General features: G+C 53.8%; 16 protein-coding genes. 9 read left to right on the forward strand and 7 right to left on the reverse strand.

The features are described from left to right. Positions 1 to 203 precede the first annotated feature (203 nt). The 3 genes from QET40_RS01610 to QET40_RS01620 all read right to left on the reverse strand — a co-directional run bounded on the left by QET40_RS01610 (position 204) and on the right by QET40_RS01620 (position 2,238). Complete coding sequence (locus QET40_RS01610; RefSeq protein ID WP_280125422.1) at positions 204 to 1,169, reverse strand: aldose epimerase family protein; 966 nt, start codon at positions 1,167 to 1,169, stop codon at positions 204 to 206. A gap of 24 nt (positions 1,170 to 1,193) precedes the next feature. Further along, the gene (locus QET40_RS01615) at positions 1,194 to 1,670 is read right to left on the reverse strand and encodes a hypothetical protein (RefSeq protein WP_280125423.1); all 477 of its coding nucleotides are present in this window, start codon (positions 1,668 to 1,670) and stop codon (positions 1,194 to 1,196) included. Between the two features lie 118 nt (positions 1,671 to 1,788). Continuing rightward, positions 1,789 to 2,238, reverse strand: a complete 450-nt coding sequence (locus tag QET40_RS01620; RefSeq protein ID WP_280125424.1) for a hypothetical protein — start codon at positions 2,236 to 2,238, stop codon at positions 1,789 to 1,791. A gap of 57 nt (positions 2,239 to 2,295) precedes the next feature. On the opposite strand from QET40_RS01620, the gene QET40_RS01625 reads away from it, so the two are divergent. From QET40_RS01625 to QET40_RS01635, 3 genes are read left to right on the forward strand one after another with little or no spacing between them, the layout of a single operon-like run. Next, positions 2,296 to 3,066 carry a hypothetical protein gene (locus QET40_RS01625; RefSeq protein ID WP_280125425.1) on the forward strand — a complete coding sequence of 257 codons (771 nt, stop codon included), beginning with the start codon at positions 2,296 to 2,298 and terminating at the stop codon, positions 3,064 to 3,066. A 52-nt stretch (positions 3,067 to 3,118) separates the two neighbouring features. Next, positions 3,119 to 3,709 carry a 16S rRNA (guanine(966)-N(2))-methyltransferase RsmD gene (rsmD, locus tag QET40_RS01630; RefSeq protein ID WP_280125426.1) on the forward strand — a complete coding sequence of 197 codons (591 nt, stop codon included), beginning with the start codon at positions 3,119 to 3,121 and terminating at the stop codon, positions 3,707 to 3,709. After that, positions 3,706 to 5,034: a glycosyltransferase N-terminal domain-containing protein gene (locus tag QET40_RS01635; protein ID WP_280125427.1), complete on the forward strand. Its 1,329-nt coding sequence runs from the start codon at positions 3,706 to 3,708 to the stop codon at positions 5,032 to 5,034. Before rsmD ends, QET40_RS01635 begins: the two co-directional genes overlap by 4 nt. Here QET40_RS01635 and rsgA read toward each other — a convergent pair. From rsgA to QET40_RS01650, 3 genes are read right to left on the reverse strand one after another with little or no spacing between them, the layout of a single operon-like run. Then, entirely contained in the window at positions 5,012 to 6,133 is a 1,122-nt protein-coding gene (rsgA, locus tag QET40_RS01640; RefSeq protein WP_280125428.1) for a ribosome small subunit-dependent GTPase A, read from the reverse strand. The genes QET40_RS01635 and rsgA overlap by 23 nt on opposite strands. Positions 6,134 to 6,145: 12 nt before the next feature. Beyond that, complete coding sequence (locus QET40_RS01645; protein WP_280125429.1) at positions 6,146 to 7,102, reverse strand: pepsin/retropepsin-like aspartic protease family protein; 957 nt, start codon at positions 7,100 to 7,102, stop codon at positions 6,146 to 6,148. Beyond that, entirely contained in the window at positions 7,083 to 7,727 is a 645-nt protein-coding gene (locus tag QET40_RS01650) for a phosphopantothenoylcysteine decarboxylase (protein ID WP_280125430.1), read from the reverse strand. Before QET40_RS01650 ends, QET40_RS01645 begins: the two co-directional genes overlap by 20 nt. Before the next feature lie 13 nt (positions 7,728 to 7,740). Here QET40_RS01650 and QET40_RS01655 point away from each other — a divergent pair, with 13 nt between their 5' ends. Beyond that, positions 7,741 to 9,000 carry a cysteine desulfurase family protein gene (locus tag QET40_RS01655; RefSeq protein WP_280125431.1) on the forward strand — a complete coding sequence of 420 codons (1,260 nt, stop codon included), beginning with the start codon at positions 7,741 to 7,743 and terminating at the stop codon, positions 8,998 to 9,000. 14 nt (positions 9,001 to 9,014) lie between these two features. Here QET40_RS01655 and tsaE read toward each other — a convergent pair whose 3' ends face one another. Then, positions 9,015 to 9,464 (reverse strand): tRNA (adenosine(37)-N6)-threonylcarbamoyltransferase complex ATPase subunit type 1 TsaE, encoded by a 450-nt coding sequence (gene tsaE / locus QET40_RS01660; protein WP_280125432.1) that lies wholly within the window; start codon positions 9,462 to 9,464, stop codon positions 9,015 to 9,017. A gap of 95 nt (positions 9,465 to 9,559) precedes the next feature. Between tsaE and rplU the strand changes: the two genes are divergently transcribed. The 5 genes from rplU (at position 9,560) to sufB (ending at position 12,974) form a co-directional block, all read left to right on the forward strand. Next, the gene (rplU, locus tag QET40_RS01665; RefSeq protein WP_280125433.1) at positions 9,560 to 9,877 is read left to right on the forward strand and encodes a 50S ribosomal protein L21; all 318 of its coding nucleotides are present in this window, start codon (positions 9,560 to 9,562) and stop codon (positions 9,875 to 9,877) included. A 24-nt stretch (positions 9,878 to 9,901) separates the two neighbouring features. Continuing rightward, positions 9,902 to 10,159, forward strand: a complete 258-nt coding sequence (rpmA, locus tag QET40_RS01670; RefSeq protein WP_280125434.1) for a 50S ribosomal protein L27 — start codon at positions 9,902 to 9,904, stop codon at positions 10,157 to 10,159. A gap of 135 nt (positions 10,160 to 10,294) precedes the next feature. Next, the gene (locus QET40_RS01675; protein WP_280125435.1) at positions 10,295 to 10,741 is read left to right on the forward strand and encodes a transcriptional repressor; all 447 of its coding nucleotides are present in this window, start codon (positions 10,295 to 10,297) and stop codon (positions 10,739 to 10,741) included. Between the two features lie 17 nt (positions 10,742 to 10,758). After that, on the forward strand, positions 10,759 to 11,511 hold the full coding sequence (gene sufC, locus QET40_RS01680; RefSeq protein WP_280125436.1) for a Fe-S cluster assembly ATPase SufC: 753 nt from the start codon (positions 10,759 to 10,761) through the stop codon (positions 11,509 to 11,511). 29 nt (positions 11,512 to 11,540) lie between these two features. Next, complete coding sequence (gene sufB, locus QET40_RS01685) at positions 11,541 to 12,974, forward strand: Fe-S cluster assembly protein SufB (RefSeq protein ID WP_280125437.1); 1,434 nt, start codon at positions 11,541 to 11,543, stop codon at positions 12,972 to 12,974. Positions 12,975 to 12,979: the final 5 nt, after the last annotated feature.

The following is a 12,979-nucleotide window of genomic DNA, read 5'->3' on the forward strand; positions in this document are numbered from 1 at the left end:
TTTTCACGCGTCCGGTTTTCCGGGCGCGTTTTTTGTTTTCTCACCGGAGGAAAGAGACTGGCGTGACGAAATGCCGCTTAAGAGAATGGTGAGTATTTCGAAGGAAGGAGGACGATGTCCTCTGGTTCAGCGAAATGAAAAAGCCGTTTCCTGCTGGTGGAGGAAACGGCTTTGGAAAATGGGGAATGGTGTGAGCGGGAGGGTCAGACCAAAGTCCAGGTGATGGTACGGAGGGCGGATTGTCCCGGTCTCAGAACGATACTTGGAAAGTGGGGAATGTTGATGGCATTCGGGAATCCCTGCGCTTCCAGAGCAATCCCGTGGCGAGGTTGGGGGAGGTAATCGCCGGTGTAAACCTGCAGACCTGGGGCATCGGTAGCGATAACCATTTTTCTGCCTGAAGCAGGGCATCGGAGGATGGCTGCTACTTGTTCTCCCCCTTCGCTGGGAAGGACGTAATTGTGGTCGTATCCTCCGGCTATTTCCGGGTTGGCGGGGGAATTGCATTCTCCGAGAAGGCCGGGTTTGCGGAGGTCGAATGGCGTATGGACTACCGGCAGAATACGGCCATCAGGGATGCCGGTATCGTCTTTGGGGGTGTAGGCCGTTGCCCGAACTTCCAGGGTGTGGTTGTCAATGGTGCCGTTACCGTTGAGGTTCCAATAGACGTGGTTCGTCAGGTTGACGATGGTTGGGATGTCGGTGGTGTAGGCTTCCAGTTTGAGTTCAAGAGTGGTTTCTTCCAGCCGATAGGTTGCTACGATTTCAAGATTACCGGGGTAGTTTTCTTCTCCGTCGGAGGAGTGGAGAGTCAACACTAGTTTCTTGTCTGTCGCCTCCTGGATATCCCAGATTTTAGAGTCGAATCCTTCCAGCCCTCCGTGCAAATGGTTAGGGACATTGTTGACGGCGAGCTGGTGGGAATTTCCATCAAGAGAGAACTTTCCCTTCTCGATTCGATTGGCGACGCGTCCACAGATAGCGCCGCAGTAACAGGTATCCCGGAGCATGGCATCAAAGGTTTTGGGCCCGCAGGTCATATCAATCCCGTCTTTGCAGACGGAAATGATACGTCCTCCGTAATTGGTAATGCGGACTGACAGCAAATCGGACTTCAATTCATGAATATCCACGCTGCGACCATCGGGAAGTGTGCCAAATGATGCCATGTGATTCGGGAATACCGTGTGCTGTTAATAGAGAGGAACGATGCGGGAACCGGTGGAACCCATCAGAACCTGGACGCGCTGGCCGACTGTAATCGGACGGCGGGAGTCATATTCCTGAACAACGGAGACAGAGCGCTTGCTGCCGTCAAGACGGACGGTGATACGCACGCCGTTCTTTTCGGAAACAGCCTTGTCGATCTGGTTGCCGACCAAACCTCCAAGGATGACTCCGCCGGCGGAAGTAGCGTACTTGGCATTGCCTCCGCCGAGCATGGCTCCGCCGAGGCCGCCTGCAACTGCTCCAATAGCGGTACCGGTGTTGGCATTATTGGCCTGGATGGCGACCTTTTCAATGTTGGTGACAACGCCTTCGACTGCTTCTTGCGTGGCGCCGATCTGGTTTTCCTTGTAGGTATTGGTGGCGCCGTATGGATCCGAGCAGGAAGTCAGGGAAACCGCGAGGGCCATGGCTGATATTGCAATGATGGAATGAGGTTTCATATCTCTTAATATATGGGGTTATTTTGTTGTGGAATCAAGGAGAAGATCTCCTATGACAGGATAGGTGACGAGGTTCTCCCGTTTGGATACATGAATGGAAACGTTGCCGATTGTGATTTTAGTCTAATCTTTTTTCCCATGACGTAGCTTTCCCGTTGACGAACTGGACGAAGCCCGTGTTGACGGGGACGTAGGTGACGTTATTCATGTAGCCAAAGCGGTTATAATAATAAGGGTATGGCCCCCAGTAACCGCCGCCCCAGAGAAAAGGAGAAGGTGTGGCGACCGGTTGGAGGCTGGAGTAAAGCCAGCGGACGGTATTTTTCCCATTGATTTTGCCTTCGCTGACGGAAGTCGGGTGCCCCCATGCCAGAAAAACGGCAGAAGGCGGCATGCCTTCTTCCAGGCGTCCTTGCTGAACCGCGTTTTTGTACTGAGGAGGCAATTCGTTAAAGACGGACGGATTTGCCTGGATGCGAGATTGGGGCGTCGCGGAACAGGCAACAAGAAGGATACTTGCTGTCGCTAGGGCCAAAATAGGAAGGATGCGTGACATTAGTGGTTTCATATCATTCATTTTGACTCTTGCCAAGATGCTTTCGCTGATTAATATGACGTCACACAGATGAAAACATTCAAACATTTTGCCTCCATTTTTATGGCCGCCGCCATGGTTGCCCCTTCTTTTGCCGCAGCCGATTCGGCAGAAACGCCTGTTATTGGTGGTTATCTTCCTGAAAACGGTCTTGTCCAAGGTGCCTTGGTGAGGGTAGAAGTGGATCAGGAACTTCCTGCTTTCTTGCAGAAAATTCAGAATATCAGCAACAGTCGTCCCCAGGAAGAACAGCAGGAACTCGCCAAGCTGGTCAAACCCGGTTATCCTTTGCCTTTCGACGAGCGTTTCGGGCTGAGTAAGGAAGAATACGCCAAGTATATTGAAGTTTGGAACAAAAAGAAGATTGTCGATGTCGCTCCGGTCGTTGTCGGCATTTCGGCTACGCCCGACAAAAACGTATGGAAAATGCTTTCCAGCACGCAAACGACCCCTCTTCCCTTAAGCACTCTGGAATACAATTCCGCCAAGAACATGTGGATTTCTCCGAATGGCGACTTGACCTTCAAGGGCAATGTCGTCCATACGGCGGATTATCAGTTGGGTGCCTGGAAAGGCCAGGAATGGCTTCTTGAGAAAAAGGATTCCATCTCCCAGTTTGCGGAAAACATTATTATCGGCAAGACGGACGACGGCAAGTTTGTGTATATCATCTATAATATTCTCGAATTGACGAACGAAGGCCGTCCGACCTGGAATGACAGTTTCATTATCCGTATTCCCGTCGGAGCAGCCAAGAAAGATCCTCTTCTTGAAAAGGCCAAGCAGAGCGTCGGCAAGTAAGAATTGTTGATTGCCGGATTTTCCGTTTATTCTCCGCTCCGATTTCCCATCCATGCGCATTATTAGCGGAAAAGCCGGCGGTATTACCCTGCAGGTTCCCAAGGGCGAGGTTCGTCCGACTACCGACAGGGTGAGGGAAGCGCTTTTCTCCATTCTGGGGGAACGCGTCGAGGGGGCTTCCGTATTGGATTTGTTTTCCGGTTCCGGGGCTTTTGCCTTGGAAGCGTTGAGTCGCGGGGCTTCGTCATCCGTTATGGTAGATGTATCCCGTGCGTCCTGCGAGGTTATCCGGGCGAATATGAAGAAGGCTGGGCTCTCCGGAGGTTCCGTCCTGTGTGCGGATGCCGTATCCTGTGTGAGGCGAGATGCCGCATCCGGCCTGAAGCAGTATGATATCGTGTTTGCCGATCCTCCCTATTGCAAGGGGCCGGCAGACAGGGATTTCATCGCCGAACTGGCACAAGCCGAGGTCTTTCGCCTTGTGAAGCCGGATGGATTGTTTATTGCTGAAGCCCAGGAGGGCTGGGGCGTGGCGGGACAGGACTCGATGGAATTGAAAGGGTTGAAGTTGCTGGATGCGCGGCGTTACGGCAAGAATGTCATTATGATTTACGAGAGAAGCGGAAAGGGAGAATTGCCATGAATGCGTTGAAGTGGATGATCCGGATTGTTTATGATGTCATCTACCTGTTTTTCCTGGTTTTTGCGTTGCCGGGTTACTTGCTTAAAATGAAGCGCCGCGGCGGATTCGGGACAGGGCTTTTGGAGCGTTTCGGCTGGTATCGCATCCCGGCGGAAGAGGAGCCTACAGGCGGTTTGTTCATTCATGCAGTCAGTGTAGGGGAAGTCATGATTGCCTTGAAATTGATCCGTGCCTGGAAGCAGACGGAAAAAGGCCCTGTCGTTCTTTCTACGACAACATCCACAGGGCATGCTACTGCCCGTGAGGCCGGTCTGGAAGGTGTACGCGTTCTCTATGGCCCCTTGGATATTCCCGGTTTGCCCGGCAGATGTCTGGATCGGTTCCGTCCGGATTTGATCGCTTTGGTGGAGGCCGAGCTTTGGCCTAATTTTTCATATGCGGCCTCTTGTCGCGGGATTCCGATGTGCATGATTAATGCGCGTCTTTCCTTCCGGTCCGAGAAGCGCTATCGGATGGTGCGTCCGCTGACGAGATTGTTCTTTTCCGCTCTTTCTGCGATGGGAGTTCAGGATAAGGAGGATGCCAAGCGTTTCGCCGGGATTGGAGTAAACCCTTCGATTATCCATGTGACGGGCAGTATTAAATTTGACCAGGAGTCGGCGATGCAGCCGAAACTCCGCTCTGAGTTTGAGGAAATCCTGCGCGTGCTTTCGCGTGGTAAATCCGTGGTGCTGGCTGCCAGTACTCATGCCGGAGAGGAAGTTTTGATTGCACGTGCTATCCGCCAGGCCGGAGGATTCCCCCTGATTGTCCCACGCCATGCGGAACGCCGTCAGGAAGTAGCTCTTGCCTTGGAAGAAGACGGCTGGCAGTGCGTGTTGAGATCGGAAAAAGCGATCCCCAAGACTTTGCGAGAAAACGTTTGCTATGTGGCTGATACGACGGGAGAACTTCGAGACTGGACAGCTCTGGCCCAGGTTGCTGTGATCGGCAAGAGTTTTCTGGCTGAAGGCGGACAGAACCCTGCCGAGGCTGTTGCCTGTTCCGTTCCTGTAGTAACGGGACCTCACATGGAGAATTTCTCCGCTTTGATGAATCTTCTGATCGGAGTGGACGGTGTAACTCAGTGTCTCCCTGAACAATTGGCATCGGTTCTGGACAACTTTGTGGGCAATCCTCTCATTGCACATGCCCAGGCTTCGCGAGCCATGGTAGCGTTGAAAGCCCATTCGGGAGCGACTCGCCGCACAATCGCCATGATGCAATCCTTGCTTCCTTCGCGTGACGATGGGAGAGAGACACTTAATGCCCTGAGCGCCGATTAGGATTTTGGCGCCTCTCGAGATCCAGCCTGTCTTCGTAATTGCGGGCTTGAACCTTCTTTTCTCGTTTTTGGGCACGTTCTATATTCATCTGGCGTTTTTTTTGACGCTGAATGAGTTTGCGTATTTCTTCCTCCAAATTGAGGAAGTGGAGGTAGCGCTCTTCGGAAAGTTCTCCCCGGTGCACGGCGTCCCGGATAGCACATCCGGCGTCATTGCCATGGCTGCAATCGGCAAATTTGCAGAGTCCGGCTAATTCGGTGAGGTCGGCAAAGCTTTCCCGGAGGGTGTGTTCATCCGTCCACATTTGGATTTCGCGCATTCCCGGGTTGTCGATGAGAATCCCTCCCTTGGGGAGGATGACGAGTTCGCGAGCCACGGTTGTGTGGCGTCCTTTGCCGGTAGTTTTGTTGACGTCGCCGGTCCAGAGCCATTCTTCTCCGAGGAGACTATTGACAAGAGTGGATTTACCGACGCCCGACGAACCGACAACGGTGAGGGTAACGCCCGGTTTGACGAGTTTGAGGAGTTCCTTGATTCCTTTTCCTGTGAGTGCGCTCACGGGGATGACAGTCGCTTCCGGCGAGAGTTCGCGGAGGCAGGAGATGGCATTGTCGAGGTCGCTTTTATCGTAGCAGTCGATCTTGTTGAGCAGGATTACGGGGGAGGCTCCGCTTTTGCGGATGAGCGTGAGGTAGCGTTCCATGCGCCGCGGGTTAAAGTCCGGGCCGGGATCGGTTACCACGATGACGATGTCGACATTGGTCCCGATGACTTGCTCGGCGCTGCTTTTACCGGGTTCTTTGCGTGAGAATTGAGTGAGGCGAGGCAGAATAGCGCGGATGACGGGTTCGTCGCCCGGCTTGCCGGGGTCGATGGCGACCCAGTCTCCGACCGCAGGCAGTTCAGCATCTGTGGCGGCATCGTGCCAGAGTTTGCCGCTGACGACGGCATCGAGTTCTTCACCTCCGTCCAGAAGGACGGAAAAGTTGATTTTGGTTTCCCTGATCAGGCGACCAGGAAGCCAGCCTTCCTTGGCGATAGCGCGGAAAGCTTGTTCGAAGTGGTCATTCCAACCGATATCGGAGAGCGTCAGGGGCATGCGGGGGAGATGTCAGGGATGGTCTTTCTGTGCGTATGGGGCAGGGCGTATGCGGATGGTGCCCCTTCTCATGTCGATCAGCATATCGAATTGGCGTAACATATCCAGCCCCAAGATACAGGGAATAGCGTTTTCCGTCAGTACGGGTTCTACTCCGGGCAGGGTCAAAGCATTCCCGAAGCAGATATTGAGGGGCGTGCCGCGGCGTCTTGTCTCCGTTCTGGATATCCGGGAGTTGATATCGGCGGTTTCCTGAATTACGAGGGATGTCGGTCCGTTCGGCCAGCAGGAAGCGGGAACGGAAGTGAAAGTGGCTCCGCTGTCGATCAGAAAATCCAATTCCCGGGTTCCCGTGTTTCCGGAAATAGTGATGCCTCCCAAGGAATTTTTGCGGCAAGGGATGGGGAGGAAACCGTCAGGATGGGGTGTGGAGCCGGGAAACCACTGGAGACGGCCCTGTGAGGCGGAAATTACGAAGGGAGCAATGCCAAGGCTGTTCATGCCGAGGATGCCGTCAACGGGAGTGCCCAGTGCGGATCGAAGGGAAGATATGTCCATGACGACGGCAAAGAACGAACGCTGGACGGATTCTCCCAAGCGAAGTGTGCCGACGGCAAAGGCTTCCGGAGATGAGATGACGTTGCTGCCCGGTTGCAGACAGATGGGACTCCGGGGAGAGCCGGGGAAGTTGCGCTGGATGAACTGCGTGTCGAACACGGTATGCGTCGTGCCCGTATCAACGATGAGAGTACAGGGCTTACCGTTGATCCATGCGCTGACTAGCAAAAGGCCGGAGGCGGGATCTTGCCGGAGGACGATGGAGTTTGGCGGCGTGGAAGCAGGGGTAGTCCAAGAGGGAACGGGGGTGTAGGTCATGGGAGCTCCCGTGGCTTGCCGGAAGGCGAGCAGAGCGATTGCTGAGAGCAGGACGGGGAGGATGGCTCCGTATTTACGGATGAGTCCGTTCATGGATGTTGCAGGCGCGGTGGATGATTTCCACGGCAATGGTCTCTTTCGGGGCTTTTTCCAGGAAATGGGAAGCTTCCGGTTCAATGAGTGTGACTTCGTTGCACGAACTATCGAAGCCGATGTCGCGGCGGGAGACATCGTTGGCGACGATCATATCGCACTTTTTTCGTTCCAGTTTACCCCGGGCATAGGTTTCCACATCGTTGGTTTCCGCAGCGAACCCGACGAGAGTTCCCCGGAATCCGAAAACATTGCGCATGGAGCCGAGAATGTCCGGCGTACGTTCCAGTTCCAACACCATGCGGTCGGCCGTTTTTTTGATTTTCTGCGCTGCGACGGAGACGGGACGGTAATCCGCAACGGCGGCACAGAGAATGGCGATGTCGGCCTTGTTGCAGTAATTGGCTACGGCATCGTACATTTCCTGGCAGGATTCCACAGGGAGGAAGTCGACCCCATGCGGAATATCCAGAGATGTGGGGCCCGAGATGAGGATAACCTGGTGGCCGTGGTGGACGGCAGCTTCCGCAAGGCAGTACCCCATTCTGCCGGAGGAACGGTTGCTGATGAAGCGGGCAGGATCGATGGCTTCCCTCGTGGGGCCGGCTGTAATGAGAAATCGCATAGCTGGCTGCATTATGGCACGTTTTTTCCGGAGGGGAAGCCGGGATGTGCGCTTGACTCGTCATGGCGGGGCTGGTTCCAATATCGGGGTGATCTACTGGGATAACAATGCTACGACGCCCATTGCGGATGAAGTCTTTGCCGCAATGGAACCCTACCTGCGGGATTGTTTCATGAATCCCTCTGCCGACTATGTCTCAGCGCGTGCGGTGAGACGTGCCATTGAAGAGGCTCGGGAACATGTGGCACGCCTGGCCGGAGCAAGCGCGGGCGAAATCGTATTTACGTCCGGTGCTACAGAGGCGATCAATACGGTGTTGCGGGGTATGGCCCGGATGGGAACTGCCGGGTCGGCATCCCATATGATGTGCGTGGCAACCGATCATGATGCATCTTTGCATACATTGCGCCAGTTGGGCAGGGAAGGGGTGGTGCTGCCCGCGGAATGTCCGGTGGATCGCCAAGGTGTCGTCGATTGTGATGCATGGGCGCGTTTTGTTCGTGAGGAAGATGTGGCTGGAGTATCTCTGACCTGGGTCAATAATGAAACGGGAGTCGTTCAGGATGTAGCCTCGTTGTGCGCTTGTGCCCATGAAGCCGGGGTGCCCGTGCATGTGGACGGGGTGCAGGCTCTAGGCAAGATCCCGGTGGATTTGCATGGGGTCGGGGTCGATTATGCTTCGTTTTCCGCACATAAGATGCATGGCCCCAAGGGGGTCGGCGCCTTGTATGTAAAGTCTGGGTGTCGTATGCCGGTGTTGTTGTTCGGTGGCGGACAGGAAGATGGTCGGAGATCCGGAACGGAAAATGTGGCCGGCATTGTCGGCTTTGGGGCGGCAGCCGAGCTGGCGGCCCGTCAGTTGGATGAGGCTGCCTGTCGCATGAGGCGTCTCAGAGATGCGTTTGAAGGCAGATTACAGGCTGCCCTCGACGGGGTGGAGATTCAGTCTGCCGGGAGTGAACGTGTCTCGAATACCTCCAATATCTCTTTTGCGGGTTGTACGGCCCAGGCTCTGATGTTGTTGCTGGAACCGCTTGGCATGCTTTGTTCTGCCGGTTCGGCTTGCAGTACGGCCAATCCTCATGCATCGCATGTGTTGACGGCTATGGGACTTTCCGATGTGGAGGCGAGGAGTTGTCTTCGTTTTTCCATTTCATCCATGACGACGGAAGATGAAATGGAACATGCGTCCGGTCTTGTGATTGAAGCCGTGAGGAAAGTGCGTAGCGTCCAGTCCTCGAAAACGGGGCCGGTCATGGTATTTCGTCCGTAAAATAAGGGAAAAGGTCAGTTTGCCTGGTGCAGGGTGACGAGGCGATCTTCCGGACCTTTGTGTTCAATCAACAACCATTCCGTCGTGTGCGGCAAGGCATCCGGGAACATGTCCGCCCATTCCACGATGAGGATATCGCCCCGGGAAAGGTAATCCTCCCAGTCGATTTGACTGAGTTCTTCCTCGTGTTTTAGTCTGTAAAAATCGAAATGGCTGGCCGGATGACGTCCGTCCCGGTGCTCGTGGACGAGAGAAAACGTTGGACTTACCGCTCCGTGGGAAGAGCCGAGCCCTTTCATGATTCCTTGGGTCAGATGCGTCTTGCCGGCACCCAGATTACCTACTAATGCCAGGATTTCTCCTCCCTCCAGCAGGGCGCCGATCTGTTCGCCCAGTGCGGTCATTTCCTCGGGGGAATGAACCGATACCGGGCCTTCATTAAAAATTTTATACCATTTTTTCATAATCGTGTGAAATTTTGCTTGCGTTTTAATCGATAGCGTGATGAACTCCGTCACCCGCAGTTTTTGTGGATTCATCAACTTAAGAAGTGACAGCAATGGCATACGCAGTTTTCAAAACCGGTGGCAAGCAATATCGCGTGCAAAAGGGAGATTTTATCGTTGTGGAACGCATCAGCGAGCTTGAAGAAGGCTCTGATACCGTGTTCGACCAAGTACTGATGGTGGAAAATGAAGGTTCCGTCAAAGTGGGTGCTCCCATTGTGGCTGGCGCTTCCGTTTCCGCTAAAGTCGTCAGCCAGTGCCGTGGCAAGCATGGCGTGGCTTTCAAGTTCAAGCGCCGCAAGGGCTTCCACAAGAAGAAAGGTTTCCGTCGCGCCCTGACGAAGCTCGAAATCACCGACATCAAGGCTTAATCCTCTACCCAATCATTTCAAGTTATGGCACATAAGAAAGGTCAAGGTTCTGTAAGGAACGGTCGTGACTCCCGCAGCAAGCGCCTCGGCGTGAAGAAGTTCGGTGGTCAGGCCGTTATCGCCGGCAACATCATTATCCGTCAGCGTGGTACCAAGTGGCATCCCGGCCGCGGTGTTGGCATGGGGCGTGACTACACGATTTTCTCCCTTGTGGATGGTCGTGTGTTTTTTGACCGCGATGGTCGCCGCGTCAATGTGGCTCCGGAAGAATCCGCCAACTAAGTTGGTATCTATTCCAATTTCCGAAAGGCGGTCATCAGTGATGGCCGCCTTTTTTAGTTTCGAATTTTGAGAATTGTTCTTGATTCTGTGAGGCTGATTGTGAATTAATGTCGTACCACAACCTTTTGTGAACAGATGATTAATCCTAAAAAACATCCGACACCCTCTCCCAAGTCTCATTCGACTCTGCCGACAGTCGCCGGATTGCGTCTGACTCGCCAGCGTCAAGAGGTTTATCATGTGTTGATGGAGAAACGGGATCATCCGACGGCCGGAGAAGTGTTTGCCCGCGTTCGGGAACGGATGCCCTCCATTTCCCTGGCGACTGTTTATAATTGTTTGGATGCTTTGGTTGCTCACAGGCTGGTCAATCAAGTCAACTTTGAACGGGAGCCTTCACGTTTTTGTCCCAATCTTGTCGATCATGGTCATTTTCAGGATACCCAGACCGGGAAAATCTACGACGTGACCTTGAAGCTTGGGGCTAAGCTGGAGCAAATTCTGAATATGCCCGAAGGCGTTTGTATTGACGAGGTGGATATCACCATTAAAGGCGTCATTCTCAACCGTCCCAAATCCTGATTGTTTTCATAGGAAAAATGAGTCTGATTATTAATGACCTTCATGCCAGCGTGCAGGGGGTTGAAATTTTGAAGGGGATCAACCTGGAAATTCCCAAAGGTGAAGTCCATGCAATCATGGGGCCTAATGGTTCCGGGAAGAGTACTTTGTCCAAAGTTATTTGCGGTCATAAGGATTACGAAGTCACTCGTGGAGAGATCCTGTTGGACGGTCAGAACGTCCTCGACATGAGCGTGGACGAACGTAGCCGCGCCGGTATTTTCCTGGCTTTCCAATACCCGATGGAAGTACCGGGGGTTTCCAACGCCAATTTTCTCCGGGCGGCTCTGCAGGCTCGCATGCCAGAAGGAGAAGAACTGGGAGCAGTCGATTTCTATAAAATTTTATATGCGAAAATGGCGGCTCTCGGGATGGATCGAAAATTTACGTCGCGTGCTGTCAATGAAGGTTTTTCCGGAGGAGAGAAGAAGCGGAATGAAGTGTTGCAGATGATGCTTCTGGAACCATTGTATGCTATTTTGGATGAAACGGACTCTGGTCTTGATATTGATGCCTTGCGTATCGTTTCCGAAGGAGTCAACTCTATGCGTTCTCCCTTCCGCAGCTTCATGGTGATTACTCACTACAAACGCCTGCTGGAGTACATCAAACCGGACGTTGTTCATGTTCTGGCCTACGGTCGTATTGTCCGCACGGGCGGTTACGAACTGGTCGATGAACTTGAGGCCAAGGGCTACGAATTCCTCAAGGAACAAGGCCTGGGTAACTGAGGAAGCGTAAGAGAGGGGGGCCATACGAAATGAGCGATTCAACATCATCATCCGTTTCTGACAACGGAATTCTGCAGGACATCGACAGGAACAAGGGAGATTTCCACTTCCCGGAAAGCCACAAATTCGATGCTGGTTTCGGCCTGACGCGCGATGTGGTCAATTACATTTCCGATGTCAAAGGGGAACCGGACTGGATCCGCGAGTTCCGGCTGAAGGCGTTGGAGGTCTTTGAAAGCAAACCCCTGCCGACGCACTGGGCCACCCACCAGCTTGAGGAACTCGATTTCGACAAGATACGCTATTATCTTTCCCACGGCTCGGAATCCAAGCGAAGCTGGGATGAAGTGCCCGACGATGTGAAGCGGACTTTCGAGCGCCTCGGCGTCCCGGAACAGGAGCGTAAATTTTTGGCTGGTGTCGATGCCCAGTACGATTCCGAGTCCGCCTATTCCAGCATGCGCGAGGAATTGCGCGAGCAGGGTGTCATTTTCGTGAATCCGACGGAGGGTTTGACGGAGTATGAACACATCTTCCGTCCCTGGTTTGGCAAGGTGATTCCGACGGGGGACAGCAAATACTCCGCCCTCAACAGCGCGGCTTTCTCTGGCGGCTCCTTCATTTACATCCCCAAGGGTGTGAAGCTGAAACACCCCTTACAGGCCTACTTCCGCATTAATTCTCGCGATTTCGGTCAGTTCGAACGTACGCTGATCATCGCCGACGAAGGTGCCGAGCTGATGTATATGGAGGGCTGTACGGCGCCTCAGTTCGATACCTCTACCCTGCACTCGGGTGTCGTCGAACTCGTCGCCATGCCTCACGCCAAAATCCAGTACGTGACCGTCCAAAACTGGGCATCCAACATTTTCAACCTCGTCACCCAGCGCGGCATTGCCCATGAAGGGGCTGAAATCCGCTGGATTGACTGCAATATTGGGTCTGGCCTGACGATGAAGTACCCCTGCGTCATCCTCAAGGGGCGCAAGGCCAGAGGGGAAGTGATCTCCATTTCCCTCGCTAACACCGGGCAGCATCAGGATACCGGAGCGAAGATGATCCACGTCGCGGATGAAACGACATCCAACATCGTTGCCAAATCCATCAGCATCGGCGAAGGGCGTGCCAGCTACCGTGGCCTTGTCAGCGTTGCCAAGGGGTTGAAGGGATGCCGGAACAGTACGGAGTGCGATGCTCTCCTGCTCCATGCCAACAGTCGTACGGATACCTATCCGGCCATTACCGTTCATGGGGACAGCCATGCTGTCCAGCATGAGGCCTCCGTGTCCCAGGTGTCGGAGGAGATGCTCTTTTACATGGAACAGCGCGGTATTCCGCGTGCGGCCGCCATGTCGCTGGCCGTTAATGGATTCATTAATGATCTGGTGCAGGAATTTCCCATGGAATATTCCGTGGAGCTTCGTCGCCTGATCGATATGGAAATGGAAGACAGCATTGGATAAGGAAG

The sequence above is a fragment of the Akkermansia sp. N21169 genome (assembly GCF_029854675.1).
Classification (GTDB): Bacteria; Verrucomicrobiota; Verrucomicrobiia; order Verrucomicrobiales; family Akkermansiaceae; genus Akkermansia.

Excerpts from the sequence above, each read along its gene's own strand:
- QET40_RS01610 (WP_280125422.1), bottom strand. The coding sequence starts at position 1,169 with ATGGCATCATTTGGCACACTTCCCGATGGTCGCAGCGTGGATATTCAT.
- QET40_RS01615 (WP_280125423.1), bottom strand. The coding sequence starts at position 1,670 with ATGAAACCTCATTCCATCATTGCAATATCAGCCATGGCCCTCGCGGTT.
- QET40_RS01620 (WP_280125424.1), bottom strand. The coding sequence starts at position 2,238 with ATGAAACCACTAATGTCACGCATCCTTCCTATTTTGGCCCTAGCGACA.
- QET40_RS01625 (WP_280125425.1), top strand. The coding sequence starts at position 2,296 with ATGAAAACATTCAAACATTTTGCCTCCATTTTTATGGCCGCCGCCATG.
- rsmD (WP_280125426.1), top strand. The coding sequence starts at position 3,119 with ATGCGCATTATTAGCGGAAAAGCCGGCGGTATTACCCTGCAGGTTCCC.
- QET40_RS01635 (WP_280125427.1), top strand. The coding sequence starts at position 3,706 with ATGAATGCGTTGAAGTGGATGATCCGGATTGTTTATGATGTCATCTAC.
- rsgA (WP_280125428.1), bottom strand. The coding sequence starts at position 6,133 with ATGCCCCTGACGCTCTCCGATATCGGTTGGAATGACCACTTCGAACAA.
- QET40_RS01645 (WP_280125429.1), bottom strand. The coding sequence starts at position 7,102 with ATGAACGGACTCATCCGTAAATACGGAGCCATCCTCCCCGTCCTGCTC.
- QET40_RS01650 (WP_280125430.1), bottom strand. The coding sequence starts at position 7,727 with ATGCGATTTCTCATTACAGCCGGCCCCACGAGGGAAGCCATCGATCCT.
- QET40_RS01655 (WP_280125431.1), top strand. The coding sequence starts at position 7,741 with ATGGCACGTTTTTTCCGGAGGGGAAGCCGGGATGTGCGCTTGACTCGT.
- tsaE (WP_280125432.1), bottom strand. The coding sequence starts at position 9,464 with ATGAAAAAATGGTATAAAATTTTTAATGAAGGCCCGGTATCGGTTCAT.
- rplU (WP_280125433.1), top strand. The coding sequence starts at position 9,560 with ATGGCATACGCAGTTTTCAAAACCGGTGGCAAGCAATATCGCGTGCAA.
- rpmA (WP_280125434.1), top strand. The coding sequence starts at position 9,902 with ATGGCACATAAGAAAGGTCAAGGTTCTGTAAGGAACGGTCGTGACTCC.
- QET40_RS01675 (WP_280125435.1), top strand. The coding sequence starts at position 10,295 with ATGATTAATCCTAAAAAACATCCGACACCCTCTCCCAAGTCTCATTCG.
- sufC (WP_280125436.1), top strand. The coding sequence starts at position 10,759 with ATGAGTCTGATTATTAATGACCTTCATGCCAGCGTGCAGGGGGTTGAA.
- sufB (WP_280125437.1), top strand. The coding sequence starts at position 11,541 with ATGAGCGATTCAACATCATCATCCGTTTCTGACAACGGAATTCTGCAG.